Below are 16,244 nucleotides of genomic sequence, written 5' to 3'. Positions count from 1 at the left end.
TGTCCGAAGCCCGCGCCCTGACCAACTTCGCCGGCAACGCCGTCGCCACCATCCTCGTCGGAAACTGGACCAACGAATTCGACCGCGAACGAGCCAACCAGGTCTTCAACGGACAAGCACCGTTCGACGAAGCCACCCTGATCGACGATCACGAGTGGAACCCCCACGGGGATCGTGACGGCGACCGGGAGAAAGCCGCGACGCACGCTTAGCGCGCGGCATGAGTGAAACCGCGGTGCGAGGGTCCCCCGTCCTCGCACCGCGGTTCTTCGTTTCTGGGAAGCTGTGGGACATGTCGGACGCCATCGACCGCTACGTGCTCGGGCGGTATTCGAAGCTCCTGCACGGTAACTTCGCCGCGCTGGCGGGCGGTCCCGAAGGCGAGGTCTTCCTGCGCGACCTGGTCGAGGACGCGCGGCGGATCACCGACGACGAACTCGAAGCACTCTTCGAGGCGGACTGGCGGCCCAGGATCACCGCGGCCTGGCTGATCGGCGTCGACCGCCGGACCGAATGGCGCGAGCGCGTCCGCGAGCTGTTCCTGGAGAGCAAGCTCGTCTTCGCCGGGCAGGGCTACTGTTTCGCGCTGGCCAGGTTCGGCACCATCGCCGACGCCGAGATCCTCGTGTCCTATTTGGACCGTTACCTCGCACAGCCGAAACTGCGCTACGACCAGGAATGGGCGCTCGCGGCGCTGCACCACATCGACGCCGACCTCAGGACCGCGTACACGTCACGCTACTTGCGCCCGGGCGGCCGGTGGGAGACCTGGTCCGCGGCGAACAGCACGGACCTGCCGTTCCAGAAGAGTTGGTTCGACATACTCGGCTCACACGTCCAGCGAGCCGTGCGCGCGGCGGGCGTCAGGCACTGACCTTCTCGTCGTAAACGACACGGGACGCGGCGATCGAGTCGCGGTGGCGTTCCGCCCAGTGCAGCAAGCCGCTCAGCGACGCGTACAGCTCCTTCGCCATCGCCGTTGCCTCGTACTCCACCTTCGGCGGCACGGTCGGGTACACGGTGCGGATGAGCAGACCGTCGCGTTCGAGGTTCCGCAACGTCAGCGTGAGCATCCGGCGGCTGATCCCCTCGACCGACCGCTCCAGTTCGGTGAACCGCACGGGACCGCGGGTGGCCTCCAGCAGGATGCCGATCGCCCACTTGCCGCTGATCCGGTTGATCACCTCGAGCACGGTGCACACCTCGAGCTTTTCCGGGTCGACCACCCTGGCCCGCGCGGTCACGTCGGTGTTCCCCTGGGACATCGAAGTGCCTCCTTCCGGCAGGGAACAGAGTCACACAAGATGGGCGCTGTTACAAGTGATGCACCAAGGCGTCACCTGGGAAATCGGCACAGATCAGTAGGCTGGGCTCGGGGCGATGCCCGAAGCGCGGGTTTGCTCGCTCCGGCCGTCTTCGTCGCGGCCGTGGTCCTGCTTGATCGGAAAGCTCAAGAGGTGATCGTCGCGCAAGCCCATTCGGAGACCTCGCCGCCGAGGCGCACCTCGGCGGCTCCTCCGGGCTTCCAAACCCCGCTGCCGCCGAACGCGGCCATCCCGCCGGTCGCGCCGCAATACTGGGACAGCACCACCCACATCCCGTACCCGGCCGCGACGCCGACCTGGTCGAGCAGCCGCTGTTCCTGGCCCTCGCTGAAAAGCGCGCTGAGGACGTAGACCTCGGCGCCGTCCGTTCTCCACGAGCGGGAGCCCGATGACGGCGTGAACGCCGCCGGCGCGGCAAGCCTCCCGAAGCGGTTCGAGGCGCGGATCATCCGGTGTCAGCCAGAGGCCCGGATCGGCGGCGAGCGCCTCGAACTCCAAGCCGGTCAGGAAAGTTCGGGGAAGACACAGAGGTCGGCGTCCGCGATCCGGGGGAGCCTCGTGTGTTCGGCGATGTTCGCGGAAAGATCCGCGGGAACGGTGAACGGCTGCACGGTGGCGACACGCATGGCGGGAGCCTAATTCGCCGAAGCCCTCGTCTTGCCGGTCGCACGGACGTCACGCCACCAAAGCGGATATCCGGCGTTTTCGGCGACGGCGTCGAAAACGCCGCTGGGCGAGGCGGGAAGCGCCCACGGGTCGCGGGAGCGATACCAACCGCCTCCGCGACCCGTGTGCGAACCCGTCATACCTGCGCCGAAACCAGGTTCCGGCCGTCCATGGTCACGACGTCGACCGAGGCCACGTCGTCCGGAGCGACCAGTGCCGAACCGTCGATCCCGGTGCCTTCCTTCTCGCCCTTCGCCGAAACCAGCCAGCTGCCCGCGTTGACCCGCTCGCCGCTCTTGGTCACCACGACGAGCTGGCACTTCTCGCCTGCACGGACGCCCTCGGCCTTGGCGTGGAGCCGGACCCAGCCCGCCGCCGGGACGACCCGGACCGCCAGCTGCGTGCCCGTGTCCCGATCGGTGGCCGCGACATCGCGGGTGCCCGGTACCGGCGCGGTCGCCGTCGGCACCGGCACGGCCACCGTCGACGGTTCGGGCGACGTCTGCCGTCCGACCAGCACGCCCGCGCCCAGCGCCACGACGACCAGCACGGCGGCCCCGGCGATGGCGAGGAACCGGCGTGGCTTCGCCTGCTCCTGGGTGTCTTCTTCTTCGCGGACCTGGCGCAGCGTGCGCTGCAGGAGCAGGTCGCCTCCGTCGGGAGGTCCTTCGAGGAACGCCTCCGGTGGCACCTCGTCGAGGTGGTGCCGCAGCTCACTCAGCTCGCGTACCTCACGACGGCAGGCGGGACAGGTCGCCAGATGCGTCTCGAACGTGGCCGCTTCCACCGGGGTGAGCCCGCCGAGGACGTAGGCGGCGAGCTGGCCCTGGTCGTGTCCCACCGCACTCATCGCGCTACCTCCTTCCGGGTTCCCGACATCACGGCTCTGAGCGCCCGTAACGCGTAATAAGATCTGGACTTAACGGTACCCGGGGCGACGCCCAGTGATCTCGCCGCTTCGGCCACCGTCCGGCCCCGGTAGTAGATCTCCACCAGGACCTCACGATGTTCCGGAGACAGGCCGTCCATCGCCCCGAGCACGGTCATGGAATCCACGACGCCCTGCGCGTGGTCCTTCGACACCGCGGGGGTCGCCGCGCCGTCCTCGGGCTCCGCCACTTCCGGCGGCCGCGCCGCCCTGGCCCGCGCGCGGTCGGTGATGATGTTCCGGGCGACCGTGAGCAGCCAGCCCCGCACCGATCCCTTCGCGTCGTTCTCCAGGTCTTCGGCATGCTTCCAGGCCCGGACCAAGGTCTCCTGCACGACGTCCTCCGCGGCCGCGCGATCCCCGGTCAGCCTCGTCGCGTACGCCAGCAGGCTTCGCCCGTGTTCGGCGTACAAGTGCCGGACCAAGTCCTCGCCTTTGGCCTTTTTGGGCCGCCGGCCTCCGATCGCCACTCGTGTCCTCCCGACGGTCTTCTGGGTCGGCGAGGACAGTACTGCAACCCACAGGGGCGAAGTGGATCGTTCGGCGCGCGCCGCGATCGAACTGTGCATCGGCACCGACCTCTCCTCGGTTCGCCATGGCCGCCTCCTCCTGCCTCCCACACGGACGGCGTGGCGGAGCGGTTCAACCGGGTCTTGTCGATCACTTGGCACGCTCGTATGCTGACGCCTCCGGACTCCGCCGCCGCCTGATTCCCGGGAGGGTCGAGGCGTGCCAAGGAAACTCGCGGCCGTGCTGCTGGCGGTGGCCTTCGTGGCCGGGTGTGGTGAAGAGCCCGGTTTCACCGCGACGCTGACGGATCCGGTGAACGTCGACCTGAGCTGGCCGGACGACGATCCGAACGTCGCGGGCCGGGTCGTCGAGTTCACCACCGATCCACCCGGCGAATACACGATCCTGCAGTTCGTGCCGCCAAGGCAGACGACCTACCGGCATCCTGACCTGATCCCGGAAACGCGGTTCCACTATCGGATCCGGCCATTTTTCGGTGCCGTGTCGGACGCCGTCACCCTCTCCGGTCCTTCTGTTTCGGACTCGGGACCGGCGGTCTCGCTCCGCACAGGTGGCCAGGCGGCGGCTCCCGCATCGTTCCGGGCGGAGCCCGCCGCGGAGGAGATGGTGCGGTTCAGCTGGGCCGACCGCTCCAGTGACGAGGACGGTTTCCTCGTGGAGATCAAGAAGCCCGGTGCTCCCGACTTCGTGCCGATCGAGATGTCGGATCCGGGGACGACATCGGCCGGGCTCGCTTCAATGCCGGGCGAAGAGGGCGCCTCGTACCGGCTGCGCGCCTTCTACTACGGGCCCGCTTCGCCGGTTCTGGACCTCGTGAGGGTAAGGACGGTTAGAACCGTCCTTACCCTCACGAGTCCCTAAGCGAGAACGGTCTTCAGGAACTCGCCGGTGTAGCTTTCCTCCACCGCAGCGACGTACTCCGGGGTGCCCTCCGCGATCACGGTGCCGCCACCGGAACCGCCCTCGGGACCCATGTCGATGATCCAATCCGAGGTCTTGATGACGTCGAGGTTGTGCTCGATGACGATCACCGTGTTGCCCTTGTCCACCAGCCCGTTGATCACGCCGATCAGCTTGCTGATGTCCTCGAAGTGCAGACCGGTGGTCGGCTCGTCGAGGATGTAGACCGTCTTGCCGGTGGACCGCTTCTGCAGTTCGCTGGCGAGCTTCACCCGCTGCGCCTCACCGCCCGACAGCGTCGGCGCGGGCTGTCCGAGCCGGACGTAGCCGAGGCCGACGTCGACGAGGGTGGCCAGGTGCCGGTGGATCGCCTTGATCGGCTCGAAGAACTCGGCCGCCTCTTCGATCGGCATGTTCAGCACGTCGGAGACGGTCTTGCCCTTGTAGTGCACCTCGAGGGTTTCCCGGTTGTATCGGTCGCCCTTGCACACCTCGCAGGGGACGTAGACGTCCGGCAAGAAGTTCATCTCGATCTTGATGGTGCCGTCACCGGCGCAAGCCTCGCACCGGCCGCCCTTGACGTTGAAGGAGAACCGGCCCTGCTGGTAGCCGCGCACCTTCGCCTCGGTGGTCGCGGCGAACAGCTTGCGCACGTGGTCCCAGACGCCGGTGTAGGTCGCCGGGTTGGACCGCGGGGTGCGGCCGATCGGAGACTGGTCGACGCGGACCAGCTTGTCGACGCCGGCGAGACCGTTGACGCGCGTGTGGCGCCCCGGCACCTGGCGGGCACCGTTGAGCTTGTTCGCCAGCACTGTCGCGAGGATGTCGTTGACCAGCGTGGATTTCCCCGAGCCGGAGACACCGGTGACCGACACCAGGCAACCGAGCGGGAACGACACGTCGAGGCCGCGCAGGTTGTGCTCGCGGGCGCCGACGACGGTCAGCTGACGCTTCTTGTCGATCGGGCGCCGGATCGCCGGGACCTCGATCTTGCTACGGCCCGACAGATACGCGCCGGTGATGGATTCCTTGTTCTTCAGTATCTTCTTGTACGGTCCACTGTGGACGATGTGGCCGCCGTGCTCGCCCGCGCCGGGGCCGATGTCGACCACCCAGTCGCTGGAGCGGATGGTGTCCTCGTCGTGCTCGACGACGATCAGCGTGTTGCCGAGGTCACGCAGCCGGACCAGCGTCTCGATCAGCCGGTGGTTGTCCCGCTGGTGCAGCCCGATCGACGGCTCGTCCAGCACGTACAGCACGCCGACCAGGCCGGAGCCGATCTGCGTCGCGAGCCGGATGCGCTGCGCCTCGCCGCCGGACAGCGTCCCGGAGGCCCGGTCGAGCGAGAGGTAGTTCAACCCGACATCGAGCAGGAAGCGCAGCCGCGCCTGGATCTCCTTGAGGACCGCGCCGGCGATCACCGTCTCGCGCTTGCCGAGTTCCAGCTCGTCGAGGAACTGCGACGCCTCGGCGATCGAGAGGGCGCAGACCTCGGCGATCGACCGGTCACCCTGCGTCTTGTGCTCGAGGGTGACCGCGAGGATCTCCGGCTTGAGCCGCGTGCCCTGACAGGCCGGGCACGGCACCTCGCGCATGTAGCCCTCGTACCGCTCACGCATGTACTCGGACTCTGTCTGCTCCTGGCGCCGCTCGAGGAACGGGATGACGCCCTCGAAGCTCGCGTAGTACGAACGCTGGCGGCCGTACCGGTTCTTGTAGCGGACGTGGACCTGATCGTCGACACCGTGGAGGACGGCCTTCTGGATCTTCGCCGGCAGCTTGCGCCACGGCGTGTCCATCCGGAAGCCGATGGTCTCCGCGAGCGACTCGAGCAGCCGGATGAAGTAGTCCGCGCTCTGACCGCCCGCCCACGGCGCGATGGCACCCTCGCCGAGGGACATCTCGTCGTCCGGGACCACGAGCTCCGGGTCGACCTCCTTGCGGACGCCGATACCGGAGCATTCGGGGCAGGCGCCGTAGGGCGCGTTGAACGAGAACGACCGCGGCTCGAGGTCCTCGATGGCCAGTGGGTGGCCGTTGGGGCAGGCCAGGTTCTCGGAGAAGCCGCGCACACGATGCGGGTCGCCCTCCGGCAGGTCGACGAACTCCAGCTCGATCAGGCCGTCGGCCAGCCGGAGCGCCGTCTCGACCGAGTCGGTGAGCCGCTGCTGCGAACTCGCCTTCACGGAAAGCCTGTCGATGATGACGGCGATCTGGTGCTTTTCCTGCTTCTTCAGCTTCGGCGGCTCGGTGAGCGGGTGGATCGTCCCGTCCACCACGACCCGCGCGTAGCCCTGCTGCTGCAGGTTCTCGAAGAGGTCGAGGTACTCCCCCTTGCGCCCGCGCACGACCGGCGCGAGCACCTGGAAGCGAGTGCCCTCCTCCATGGCGAGCACCTGGTCGACGATCTGCTGCGGGGTCTGCTTGCTGATCGCCTCGCCGCACTGCGGGCAGTGCGCCTTGCCGGCGCGGGCGTAAAGCAGACGCAGGTAGTCGTAGACCTCGGTGATGGTGCCCACGGTCGAACGCGGGTTGCGCGAGGTGGACTTCTGGTCGATCGACACCGCGGGCGACAGGCCCTCGATGAAGTCGACGTCCGGCTTGTCCATCTGGCCGAGGAACTGGCGCGCGTACGCCGACAGCGACTCGACGTAACGACGCTGCCCCTCGGCGAAGATGGTGTCGAAGGCGAGGCTCGACTTCCCGGACCCGGACAGACCGGTGAACACGATCAGGCTGTCGCGGGGCAGGTCGAGATCCACGCCGCGGAGGTTGTGCTCGCGGGCGCCGCGAACAACGAGGCGATCAGCCACGCCAGGGTCCCTTCAGGTTTCATTCTCAGCTGCGGTCGCCGGCCCGGTCGATAGCTGCACGGGCGGCCGCGTCCATGCTACGAGGCACCACCGACAGAAACTGGTTCCGAGTCCTTGACCTGCGGTTTTCCAGACTTTTCGTGTCGATCCCAGCGAGCGGTGAGCCACCGGTGGACCGGCCGTTCCACGCCTGCGGTGATCGCCCAGCCCCCCAGCACGGCGGCGGCCAGCACGATGGGGAGACGCAGCCAGCCGGGGACTCCGACGTTCAGCAGGGCACGGGCCAGGATGTAACCGAGTTCCTGGTGCACCAGATAAAGACCATACGAGATGCCCGCGAGCCAGGTGACAGCCGGGGCGATCCAGGCGAGACCGGGGAACCGCCAGTCCGGTCCCCGCGCCGCGAGGCAGACGGCCAGCAGCATGATCGCGAACCCGATGAGCGAAGGCCAGCGCTCGGGATCATGGGGCAGGGCCTGGTGGAACGGGAACACCTGCAGGTCCTGCGCGGCGCAGGCGGCGAGCAGGAAGAGCGCGAGATGCCAGTGCGCGAGCCGTCGTTTCGCCCACAGCCAGATCGCGATCCCGATGGCGAAGACGTGCACGCGGTGCAGGCCGAGGCCGTAGAAGAAGGTCTCCACCAGCTTCGGCGTCGAAACCGGGTCGAACACGACGAATCGGAGAAAGAGCGGGACCAGGATCAGCGCCCAGAGCAGCCCGAGGGTCAGCCGGTGGGTACGCCACCGGCGTGGCCACAGCAGGGCCGCGGCGGTGAACGCGATGAGCTGGACCGGCAGCGTCCAGTAGGCGGCGTCGAGGTAGTAGAAGAGCTCGTAGCGCCAGCCCCATTCCTGGACCATGCCCAGGTTGGCGAGCAGATCGGAGCCGGTGGGGACGTACCAAGGCGACGGGTCGGCGGGCGGCCCCTGCGGGACACCGAAGAGGAATCCGGTGAGGCCTGGCGGGAACGGCAGGCCGCTGAACCGGATCGTCGCGTACCGGGCGACGACGTAGGTGACGATCACCGCGACCAGGTACGCGGGCACCAGCCGTGCGACCCGGTTCCACAGCCACCGTCGAGGATCACCCTTTCGAAGGCTCGTGCACACGAAGAAGGCGGAGATCACCAAAAGAGTGGCCGCACCGAACTGTGCGGTGACCCGGAAGGGGTACCCCACCAGTTCCGGGTGCAGGAGAGCACCCTGATGAGTGACGTGCCCGAGCACGACCGCGAAGACGGCGACCACCCGGAGTAGATCCCAACTGGTCCGGCGCGGACTGCGCGTTCCGGTCGGCGGCGAAGGGTCGGGCACGGGGATCCTGTGGCTCGGCTGACTGGGCGACGCGAGCCTACGTCCCATGCCTGTGCGTCGGCTGTGCGGGTGGAACCGATTGCAGGGGAACGACTACCGTGTGCGTTGTGAACATCGTCGAGACCTACACCGGGCATGTCGAACCCGGCGGTGACGCCGCCCGTCGCACCCTGGACGCACTCACCATCACGAAACTGTCGGTCGGTCCGATGGACAACAACGCGTATCTGCTCGTCTGCCGCGCCGAGAACGAGGCGCTGCTGATCGACGCCGCGAACGACCCGGAACGGATCTCCGACCTCATCGGCCACGGCCCCGACCGCCCCGCGCTCAAAACGGTCGTGACCACCCACCAGCACCAGGACCACTGGCAGGCCCTCGGCGCCGTCGCCGGCGCGAACGGCTCGAACACCGCCGCCCACCCGCTGGACGCGGAGCCGCTGCCGATCCCGCCGGACTTCCTCGTCGAGCACGGCGACACGGTCAAGGTCGGGCAGGTCACCCTCGAGGTGATCCACCTGCGCGGCCACACCCCCGGCTCGATCGCCCTGCTGTACCGCGACCCGACCGGGCACCCGCACCTGTTCACCGGCGACTCGCTGTTCCCAGGCGGCGTCGGCAAGACGAACTCGCCGGAGGACTTCGCGTTGCTGGTCGACGACGTGTCTTCGCGAGTCTTCGACGAGCTGCCGGACGAGACGTGGTTCTACCCGGGGCACGGTGACGACTCGACGCTGGGCGAACAGCGACCGCACGTGGCGGAGTGGCGCGAACGCGGCTGGTGATTGCCCGCAGGTCGCCGCAGGCAAAGCGAAAAGTCGCTACCGCGGCGATCTGCCCACGCTTAGCCCTTCGAGCCATTCAAGCCATTCAAGCCGTCATCATCTGACCAGATCGCGTTGCCCCACAACCCCTGCCCCCAGGGGTCATCGATCTTGTGGTCACCATCTTTCCACTCTTCGTGCTCCCTCTCTGTTTCGTCATCCCCCCATTCCAAGGATGCCTCCGCGGTGGACGTAGCACCAATATCCGGAGTTGCAGTCGGTGGCCCGTTGTACCGATCGAAGACCAATGTTGAAATAACCCGATTTCGTTTCCGGCATTCCGCTGCAGGCTTGTACTCTTTTCTGGCGCCGTTCTTCTCCCACGGCGAGTACACGGATTCAATCAATGGAGCCAGTGCAGCAAAGTGCTTACAGTACCCTTGCCTCAAGTCTCGCTGAACCACCCAGAGGCCATAGTCGGCAACCTGGAGCCCCCAAGATGTGGGATTATCCCATATACACAAGGTGATGTTCAGATGCGGATACCGCTCAAGGACCTTCTCAATAGCAGCCGTTGCCGCTTCTTGCTTGTGCTTGTGTTCACTTATCGATGCAGCAACCACAAATATCCGATGGTATTTTCGGAGCACATACTTGGCTTGATACAAAAAATGCTTACGCCAAGCCAAGTAGTACAGATGAGCTTCGTCCGCCGCGACAGATGCCCTCTCCTCGGCCGGAAGAGACCTCTTACGCAGGAGAGTGACGTCGATACGAGGTTTATGCCGGGCAATCAGGTCTACGACCCTTTGTCGAACCAGCTCTGGATCTTCATTCGCATGGAAACCTTTAGGCAGCTTGACGCCTTGACTCTCCAGCTCGAAGCGCAGGCGCGTGCCCTCCCAGGCCATTGGACCCATATCACCTTCGAAGGTGGCCTGACCAAGCCCGAAATAGGCCTGGCCCGACAAGGTCAGATCACCCGTCTCGTCCAGGAAGAGGTAGAGATCAGTCATGGCAGCATCCCCCAAGTGCCGTCGTCAGTAATCGCCCGACCACAATAGTGGTAGGTCCCACCTCCGCCGTCTGCGCCCACAGACAACGCGAGTCCGCCATGATCACCGATTGACGGGCGTATCCGTCGGCCCTGCGCCACGAACGTCCATCCTTGACCAGGACGCCGACGACCTCACCGTCCTCGGTGAACGTGACGTAATGATCCACGCCAAGCGCACCTGATCAGACACCAATGACTTCGACCATGCCGCCCAGGCCTTTGAAGTCGTCTTCGTTCCGCGTGTACAGCGGCAGCTCTCGCGACGACGCGATGGCGGCGATCATCAGGTCCATTCGCCGAGGTCGCGGATCCCGGTTCGCCGCGAGGACCAGCGCGACCAATGTTCCGTACCGGGCAGCGGCATCACCGTCGAACGGAAGTGGGGCGAAGTCGACGATCGCGGCACCGAGTTTCTCAGTGCGCGCCGCGCGGACGGCGGCATCCTTCGCCATCGCCACCCCCTGATGGAGCTCGGCCATGGTGACAGCGGTGAGTTCCGGGAGCTTCGGCAGTGCAGCAGTGTCAAGCAGACCAAGGTCGATGTAGGTGCAGGTGTCGAGCACACCTGCTTCGTGACGTTCAGCCACGAGCCCGCTTCCACATGTCGTCAGAATCAACACGGTCTTCGGTACCGAAGAACTCGTCGGCTTCTTGCCGCATTTGGGCTGCCTCAACCTTCGGCAACCTTCGATGCTTCTGGACCAGCTCCTCAGCGGTCAGACGCCGCCTGCGAGGTATCGGCCGCAGCTCAGCCACCTCGACGCCGTTGCGAGTTACGTGGTAAACCTCACCGGCCTCGACGGCGTTCATGACGGCAGCGGAGTTGTTGCGAAACTCGCGCTGGGTGATCACCTTCATTGGACAAGTGTAGCCAGGTGTAGCCCGCTGAGCTACATCCACCCTGGTTTGTTCACCGCTGACGCGATACTCTGTTCCCAGGCGGCGTCGGCAAGACGAACTCGCCGGAGGACTTCGCGTTGCTGGTCGACGACGTGTCTTCGCGAGTCTTCGACGAGCTGCCGGACGAGACGTGGTTCTACCCGGGGCACGGTGACGACTCGACGCTGGGCGAACAGCGACCGCACGTGGCGGAGTGGCGCGAACGCGGCTGGGGAACTCAAGGCGGCAGAACCTGGTCGACCGTTGCCACCAAGAAGCCTTGACCGCGCTCTGCGCAACGTCATGGCGGTCGCGGTCACCGGCGATCTAAAGGCGTTCTGTCCATCGGCCTCGGCGTCCCGCCCAGGGCAGCTGTCACGGTGACTTATCCCAACCGTGTCGTCATCGATGTAGTTTATTGATCACCAAGCGGGAATCCGTGAATTCTTTTCGGATTCCCGCAGTGAAATCCCGGAACGCCCCAAAAGGCAACTTTTCGGGAAACCAGGTATCTGCCGTCCGGCATCGCGTTCCTTCCTTTCGTCAGCATCATCACCGCTGCGAAGGAGAACCTCATGCCGACCCCACGCAATCCCGACACCCCGTCATTGGGCCCGGGTGGCGACAATCTCGAAGCGGGACCCGACAGTTCCGGTCTCGGAAGTTTCTCGAACAGTGAAATCGGCGAACTGGTCACCCAGGCCGCCGAGACCATGGCCGCCTCCGGCGAGGACGCCGAACGCAATTACCAGCGAAGCCTCGACCGGCTTCGCGAGCGCGCGGACGAAGTCGTCCCCGCGCTCGGCGCGCAGTACGACGCCCTGTACGAGGACCAGTACCTGGAACGCTGGGGCCTGGTACAGCTGCTCACCGACCTGCGGCACCCCGCGGCCGTTTCCGTGCTCGAAAACGTGCTGCGCCAGCCGATCCCGCCGGAGCGTTCCGAGGACCCGGCACACGGGATCAGCACCGTCGGTGAAGAAGTGCTCATCCGCACCACCGCCGTGGAAGCCTTGGCACGCCTGGCATCCGCCGGGGACGGCGCGGCCGGGGAACTGCTGTTGCGGCAGATCCGGCACGAGGTGTTCACGGTTCGGCGCGCGGCGGTCCAGGCCATCGCCGAGACCGGTGACACCGACCTCACCGCCCAGGTGCGTGAGGCACTCGGCGGGACCGAGGACGAACGGCTGCTGAACATCCGGCGGGTCGACGTCCGCGGTGTCCCGCAGGCCGTCGGCGGCCGATACGTGAAGGACACCCGGTCCGACGACGTCCCGCCGCCCGTGCCCCCGCGCTCCTGAATCACAAAGAATTCCTTCTACGGACAGGTGATCTCCGATGGCCACTTGCAGCTACACAGTGCCGGACAAGAACGTGACCGGGGACAATTTCTACGGTGCCTCGATCTGCAATCAGACCTATATCGACTATTTCTGGAACACCTATGGCTTCTCGGGCAACAAGGACTACTGGGACGACGGCTTCGGCTGGGAAGACGCGTGCAACACCGACAAGCCGTTGGCGCGGACATTCAACGCCTGCTACCTGCTGACCTATTCGGCGCAGGACTACGAGAACGACGCCTATTCCGGGGCGATGCTGAACTGGGCGCGCCGTTACGTCCGGGACAACTGCGACGACCTGCGCTCGCTTTGCGGCGACGGCAGTGCCATCGCCACGTCCTTCTCCGGGCCGTTCACCGACGACCGGATCGAGTTGTACCTGGGTTTCTGGTACTCCAAGGACGTTCCCGGCCGCGCCGAGACGCTGATCCACGAGTCACGGCATCAGGGCGGGAAGCCGCACAACGCGAACTTCCCGGCGGGTTCGGTGTTCGGCGCCGGCAAGAGCGGCGCCGACTCGACGTGGGGTTACGAAGGCGCGTGGATGTACGGCGCGCTGTACCTGTGGTGGTTCTACGCTCAGGGCGCCCGTACGACGTCGGCGCTGCGTGAACGAGCCCGCCAGCGCGGGAACCTCGTGATCGACAACGCCTTCGCGACCCATCCTGGCTTCAACATCTGAGTCGCGACCGACAGGCCCCTTCGCCCTGCCGACGAGGGGGCTTCGTCACGACATACCTCCGATGACTAAAGCCATGTCTCACTCAACGGCTCTTGACCAGTCGGATATCAGCCACAATCATCGGATCTCTCGGCGATCACGCCCGGATGAGAGCGGATGGTCATGAGAGTTCGAGCGCAACGCACCGCCTGGCTCGCCCTTGTCCTCGCCCTGCCGGCAGGCCTGCTCACCACGCCGATGGCGAGCGCGGCGGTGCACCATCCCCGCCAGAAGTGGATGCGCGAGGCGACCGCGGGACTCTTACTGCATTGGGGCATGTTCACCGCGCCACGCCAAACCGACTGCGCGGCCTGGGAACGCGCCGTCACCGACGGCGGCTGGAGCGCCGACTACTGGGTGGACGAAGCGCGCAAGCTCGGTGCCTCCTACATCGTGCTCGCCACCTTCCACAGCAGGCTGGGCTACGCGCGGCCTTGGCCGTCGAAGATCCCTGGCAGCCGCGCCACCCAACGCGACCTCCCCGGCGAACTCGTCAAAGCAGGCAATGCCAAGGGCGTCCGGACGATCCTCTACCTGACCGATGACCCGCAGTGACACAAGGAAACCGGTGTCGAGTCGCTGGATCCGCCGCGTATTCCGGCAACACCCGGCTCACGACGTCCTTGCCGGTCGAACTGAAAGCGGGCGCGAACACGATCAAGCTCCACAACGACCACGCGTCCGCCCCGGATCTCGATCGGCTGTCACTGGGGTGAGATACCGGCTTGACCCTCTCCCCGGGAGAGGGTTCAAGCTGGCCCCATGACGACCTTGATGCCGATCGGCGTGTTCGCGCACGCCACCCGGCTGTCAGTCCGCGCGCTGCGGAACTACGACCGGCTCGGCCTGCTCGTGCCCGCGCGAATCGATCCCGACACCGGGTACCGCCGGTACTCACTCGACCAGTTCGCCCGGGCGGGCCTGATCCGACGACTACGGGAACTGGAGGTGCCGCTCGCGGACATCGCCGAAATCCTCGCCGCGGGCAGCGCGGACGACGTGAAGGCCGCGATCAAACGGCACCACGACCGGGTGGCGGCGCGGGCGGCGGAACTCGCGGCGATCAGCGGCGAACTCGACTCGGTGCTGGCCGAGCCGACGCGGTGGCTGCATGTCTACGAACGCGTGCGCGCGCCACAGCAGATCGCGTTCCTGACGATCCGAACCCCGCTGAGTGGCCTGGCCGAACTGATCGGACCGGCGTACGCCCGGCTGTTCGCGGCTCTCGAAGCACAAGGCGTCACGCCTGCCGGGCCACCCGGAACCCGGTACCTCACCGACGATCCCGACGAGCTGACCCTTGAACTGTTCGTCCCGGTGGACGGACCGGTGCGCCCCGCCGGAGAGATCGACTCCGCCGAGCTTCCCGGCGGCCTGATCGCGGCGACGATCCACGAGGGTGACTACGAAGACGTCGAGACCGCGTACCGGTCGCTGGGCCGCTGGATCGCCGAACGCGACCGCGTCCCGACAGGGCCAGCCGAGGAGCTGTATCTCGTGGCACCCGGGCCCTCGGTCGCGCCGGAGGCCTACCGCACCGAGATCGCCTGGCCGGTGACCTCGTGATCCTCGACGGCATCAAGACCGAGGGCGGCGAGCACTGCGAGACCAGCACCCTCGACGTCCTCCTGCGCCACGCCGGGATCGAGCTGTCCGAGCCGATGCTGTTTGGGCTCGGGGAAGGTCTGGGCTTCATCTACTGGGACGGCAAGAACCTGCCGTTCCCCTTCCTGGGTGGGCGCAGCAAACCCGCCGAAATTACCCGGAAGCTGACCGAACGTCTCGGACTAACCTTGCGGGTGAAGGAAACGACTTCGGCACGCACGGCTTGGCGGAACGTGGCCGAGCAGATCGACGCCGGTGTCCCTGTCGGCCTGCAGCTCGACTCGTACCACCTCGAGTACTTCACCTCGAAGGTCCACTTCGGAGGACACTTCGCCGCCCTGTACGGCTACGACGACGAAAACGCCTTCCTGATCGACACGGCGCAACAGGGTGGTTCCGTCTCGACGTCCCGTGTCAGCCTGGAACGCGCTCGTGGCGAGAAGGGGCCCATGACCGCGAAGAACCTCTCGTTCACCATCACCGCGGATGCCCCTCCGACACCGCTTCCCGACGCCATCCGCACCGCCGTACGCGCGAACGCGACGGAGTTCCTCAATCCGCCCATCGCCAACTTCGGGTACCGCGGGATCGCCAAAACCGCCGTCCAGGTCCGGAAATGGCTCGACCGCGGCAACGATCCCGCCCGCGACCTCCCACAGGCCGCCGTCCTGATGGAACGGGCGGGGACCGGCGGCGCACTCTTCCGGCGGATCTACCGCGACTTCCTCGAAGAGGGCGCGGCACTCGTCGACGACGTCGGCCTCCGCACCGCCCATGAGAAATACCGCGAGATCGCTCCTTTGTGGACCGAAGTCGCACGGCTGTTCACACAGGCGGGGGAAACCGGCGACATCCGGCACCTGACCGACGCGTCCACCGTCCTGTCCGAGCTGGCTCAGCGCGAACAGGAGGCGATGACGGCGCTCGCGACGGTTCAGCCCTGCCGCTCTTGAGACCTCTTCTCCCCCGCTTTCACCGCGAACGGCAGATTGCTGCCCGCCGGTGGCAGGGGTTCGGTGAACGCGCACGGCAGATTCGCCGCGCGAGTGAAGTCGAGGACGGTCCCGTCCTCGACGGGCGCGGGCACCGCGAGCGAACGGTTCGCCGCCTGGGTGGTCACGCCGCTCGTGGCGTCCGTGAACAAGATGAAGAGACCGTCGTTCTTGCTGTTGAACGCGATGAGCGCGAAGAAGGCTTTGATCATCGGCAGATTCGCCCCTGCTCGCTGGAGGCGGCAAAGTACTCGGAGGAACGCCACCACACGACGTCGAGTCAGGGCTCGTCGAGGAAGCCCTCCCTGTCGGCGCGGAACTCGGCGGGCATCGTGGGACAGGCCTGGAGCAGTTCGTCCGCGCGAGCGGGCAGGACTTTGAAGCGGGTCAGTTCCACTAACGTCATG

Annotated in this window: 18 protein-coding genes and 4 pseudogenes; 10 read left to right on the top strand and 12 right to left on the bottom strand. The window is 66.4% G+C overall.

What is annotated here, in order from left to right:
* Together ACM6LU_RS16545 and ACM6LU_RS16540 are read left to right on the top strand one after the other, a co-directional pair.
* Positions 1 to 212, top strand: a pseudogene (locus ACM6LU_RS16545) (C4-dicarboxylate transporter DctA); the annotation flags it as partial.
* 80 nt (positions 213 to 292) lie between these two features.
* Positions 293 to 874, top strand: coding sequence for a DUF6000 family protein (locus ACM6LU_RS16540; RefSeq protein WP_414938555.1), 582 nt, complete (start codon positions 293 to 295; stop codon positions 872 to 874).
* Here ACM6LU_RS16540 and ACM6LU_RS16535 read toward each other — a convergent pair.
* From ACM6LU_RS16535 to ACM6LU_RS16515, 5 genes are all read right to left on the bottom strand, one after another.
* Positions 864 to 1,265 (bottom strand): winged helix-turn-helix transcriptional regulator, encoded by a 402-nt coding sequence (locus ACM6LU_RS16535; RefSeq protein ID WP_414938554.1) that lies wholly within the window; start codon positions 1,263 to 1,265, stop codon positions 864 to 866. The two genes, ACM6LU_RS16540 and ACM6LU_RS16535, sit on opposite strands and share 11 nt — an antisense overlap.
* 185 nt (positions 1,266 to 1,450) lie before the next feature.
* Positions 1,451 to 1,774, bottom strand: coding sequence for a hypothetical protein (locus tag ACM6LU_RS16530; RefSeq protein ID WP_414938553.1), 324 nt, complete (start codon positions 1,772 to 1,774; stop codon positions 1,451 to 1,453).
* Between the two features lie 54 nt (positions 1,775 to 1,828).
* Positions 1,829 to 1,951: a hypothetical protein gene (locus ACM6LU_RS16525; RefSeq protein WP_414938552.1), complete on the bottom strand. Its 123-nt coding sequence runs from the start codon at positions 1,949 to 1,951 to the stop codon at positions 1,829 to 1,831.
* Positions 1,952 to 2,127: 176 nt separating this feature from the next.
* Positions 2,128 to 2,841 (bottom strand): anti-sigma factor family protein, encoded by a 714-nt coding sequence (locus ACM6LU_RS16520; protein WP_414938551.1) that lies wholly within the window; start codon positions 2,839 to 2,841, stop codon positions 2,128 to 2,130.
* A complete protein-coding gene (locus ACM6LU_RS16515; RefSeq protein ID WP_414938550.1) occupies positions 2,838 to 3,389 on the bottom strand; it encodes a sigma-70 family RNA polymerase sigma factor in 552 nt (183 codons plus the stop codon). The genes ACM6LU_RS16520 and ACM6LU_RS16515 overlap by 4 nt, the downstream gene beginning before the upstream one ends.
* A 259-nt stretch (positions 3,390 to 3,648) precedes the next feature.
* On the opposite strand from ACM6LU_RS16515, the gene ACM6LU_RS16510 reads away from it, so the two are divergent.
* On the top strand, positions 3,649 to 4,311 hold the full coding sequence (locus ACM6LU_RS16510) for a fibronectin type III domain-containing protein (RefSeq protein WP_414938549.1): 663 nt from the start codon (positions 3,649 to 3,651) through the stop codon (positions 4,309 to 4,311).
* On the opposite strand, the gene uvrA is transcribed toward ACM6LU_RS16510, so the two are convergent.
* The gene (uvrA, locus tag ACM6LU_RS16505; RefSeq protein ID WP_414938548.1) at positions 4,308 to 7,163 is read right to left on the bottom strand and encodes an excinuclease ABC subunit UvrA; all 2,856 of its coding nucleotides are present in this window, start codon (positions 7,161 to 7,163) and stop codon (positions 4,308 to 4,310) included. The genes ACM6LU_RS16510 and uvrA overlap by 4 nt on opposite strands.
* A 77-nt stretch (positions 7,164 to 7,240) precedes the next feature.
* Positions 7,241 to 8,476, bottom strand: a complete 1,236-nt coding sequence (locus ACM6LU_RS16500) for an acyltransferase family protein (protein WP_414938547.1) — start codon at positions 8,474 to 8,476, stop codon at positions 7,241 to 7,243.
* 107 nt (positions 8,477 to 8,583) lie between these two features.
* Between ACM6LU_RS16500 and ACM6LU_RS16495 the strand changes: the two genes are divergently transcribed.
* Positions 8,584 to 9,261 carry an MBL fold metallo-hydrolase gene (locus ACM6LU_RS16495; protein WP_414938546.1) on the top strand — a complete coding sequence of 226 codons (678 nt, stop codon included), beginning with the start codon at positions 8,584 to 8,586 and terminating at the stop codon, positions 9,259 to 9,261.
* A 59-nt stretch (positions 9,262 to 9,320) separates the two neighbouring features.
* On the opposite strand, the gene ACM6LU_RS16490 is transcribed toward ACM6LU_RS16495, so the two are convergent.
* From ACM6LU_RS16490 to ACM6LU_RS16480, 3 genes are all read right to left on the bottom strand, one after another.
* On the bottom strand, positions 9,321 to 10,256 hold the full coding sequence (locus tag ACM6LU_RS16490; RefSeq protein ID WP_414938545.1) for a DUF3800 domain-containing protein: 936 nt from the start codon (positions 10,254 to 10,256) through the stop codon (positions 9,321 to 9,323).
* 223 nt (positions 10,257 to 10,479) lie between these two features.
* Complete coding sequence (locus tag ACM6LU_RS16485; protein ID WP_414938544.1) at positions 10,480 to 10,884, bottom strand: type II toxin-antitoxin system VapC family toxin; 405 nt, start codon at positions 10,882 to 10,884, stop codon at positions 10,480 to 10,482.
* A complete protein-coding gene (locus ACM6LU_RS16480; RefSeq protein WP_414938543.1) occupies positions 10,877 to 11,155 on the bottom strand; it encodes a type II toxin-antitoxin system Phd/YefM family antitoxin in 279 nt (92 codons plus the stop codon). The genes ACM6LU_RS16485 and ACM6LU_RS16480 overlap by 8 nt, the downstream gene beginning before the upstream one ends.
* A gap of 65 nt (positions 11,156 to 11,220) precedes the next feature.
* Here ACM6LU_RS16480 and ACM6LU_RS16475 point away from each other — a divergent pair.
* From ACM6LU_RS16475 to ACM6LU_RS16450, 6 genes and pseudogenes are all read left to right on the top strand, one after another.
* Positions 11,221 to 11,460: pseudogene (locus ACM6LU_RS16475) on the top strand (MBL fold metallo-hydrolase); the annotation flags it as partial.
* A 291-nt stretch (positions 11,461 to 11,751) separates the two neighbouring features.
* Positions 11,752 to 12,477, top strand: coding sequence for a HEAT repeat domain-containing protein (locus ACM6LU_RS16470; RefSeq protein WP_414938542.1), 726 nt, complete (start codon positions 11,752 to 11,754; stop codon positions 12,475 to 12,477).
* 37 nt (positions 12,478 to 12,514) lie between these two features.
* Positions 12,515 to 13,201, top strand: a complete 687-nt coding sequence (locus ACM6LU_RS16465) for a hypothetical protein (RefSeq protein WP_414938541.1) — start codon at positions 12,515 to 12,517, stop codon at positions 13,199 to 13,201.
* 156 nt (positions 13,202 to 13,357) lie between these two features.
* Positions 13,358 to 13,858, top strand: a pseudogene (locus tag ACM6LU_RS16460) (alpha-L-fucosidase); the annotation flags it as partial.
* A gap of 144 nt (positions 13,859 to 14,002) precedes the next feature.
* Positions 14,003 to 14,806: a MerR family transcriptional regulator gene (locus ACM6LU_RS16455; protein WP_414938540.1), complete on the top strand. Its 804-nt coding sequence runs from the start codon at positions 14,003 to 14,005 to the stop codon at positions 14,804 to 14,806.
* Complete coding sequence (locus ACM6LU_RS16450) at positions 14,803 to 15,798, top strand: BtrH N-terminal domain-containing protein (RefSeq protein WP_414938539.1); 996 nt, start codon at positions 14,803 to 14,805, stop codon at positions 15,796 to 15,798. Before ACM6LU_RS16455 ends, ACM6LU_RS16450 begins: the two co-directional genes overlap by 4 nt.
* Here the strand turns inward: ACM6LU_RS16450 and ACM6LU_RS16445 are convergent.
* Positions 15,780 to 16,031: pseudogene (locus ACM6LU_RS16445) on the bottom strand (DUF1684 domain-containing protein); the annotation flags it as partial. The gene ACM6LU_RS16450 and the pseudogene ACM6LU_RS16445 sit on opposite strands and share 19 nt — an antisense overlap.
* A gap of 86 nt (positions 16,032 to 16,117) precedes the next feature.
* A complete protein-coding gene (locus ACM6LU_RS16440; RefSeq protein ID WP_414938538.1) occupies positions 16,118 to 16,243 on the bottom strand; it encodes a hypothetical protein in 126 nt (41 codons plus the stop codon).
* Position 16,244 lies beyond the last annotated feature (1 nt).

It is taken from the genome of Amycolatopsis sp. cmx-11-51, from assembly GCF_047608665.1.
Taxonomy (GTDB): Bacteria; Actinomycetota; Actinomycetes; order Mycobacteriales; family Pseudonocardiaceae; genus Amycolatopsis.
Note: the sequence above shows the minus strand (reverse complement) of the source record. Positions and strands in the feature narration are given on the sequence as shown.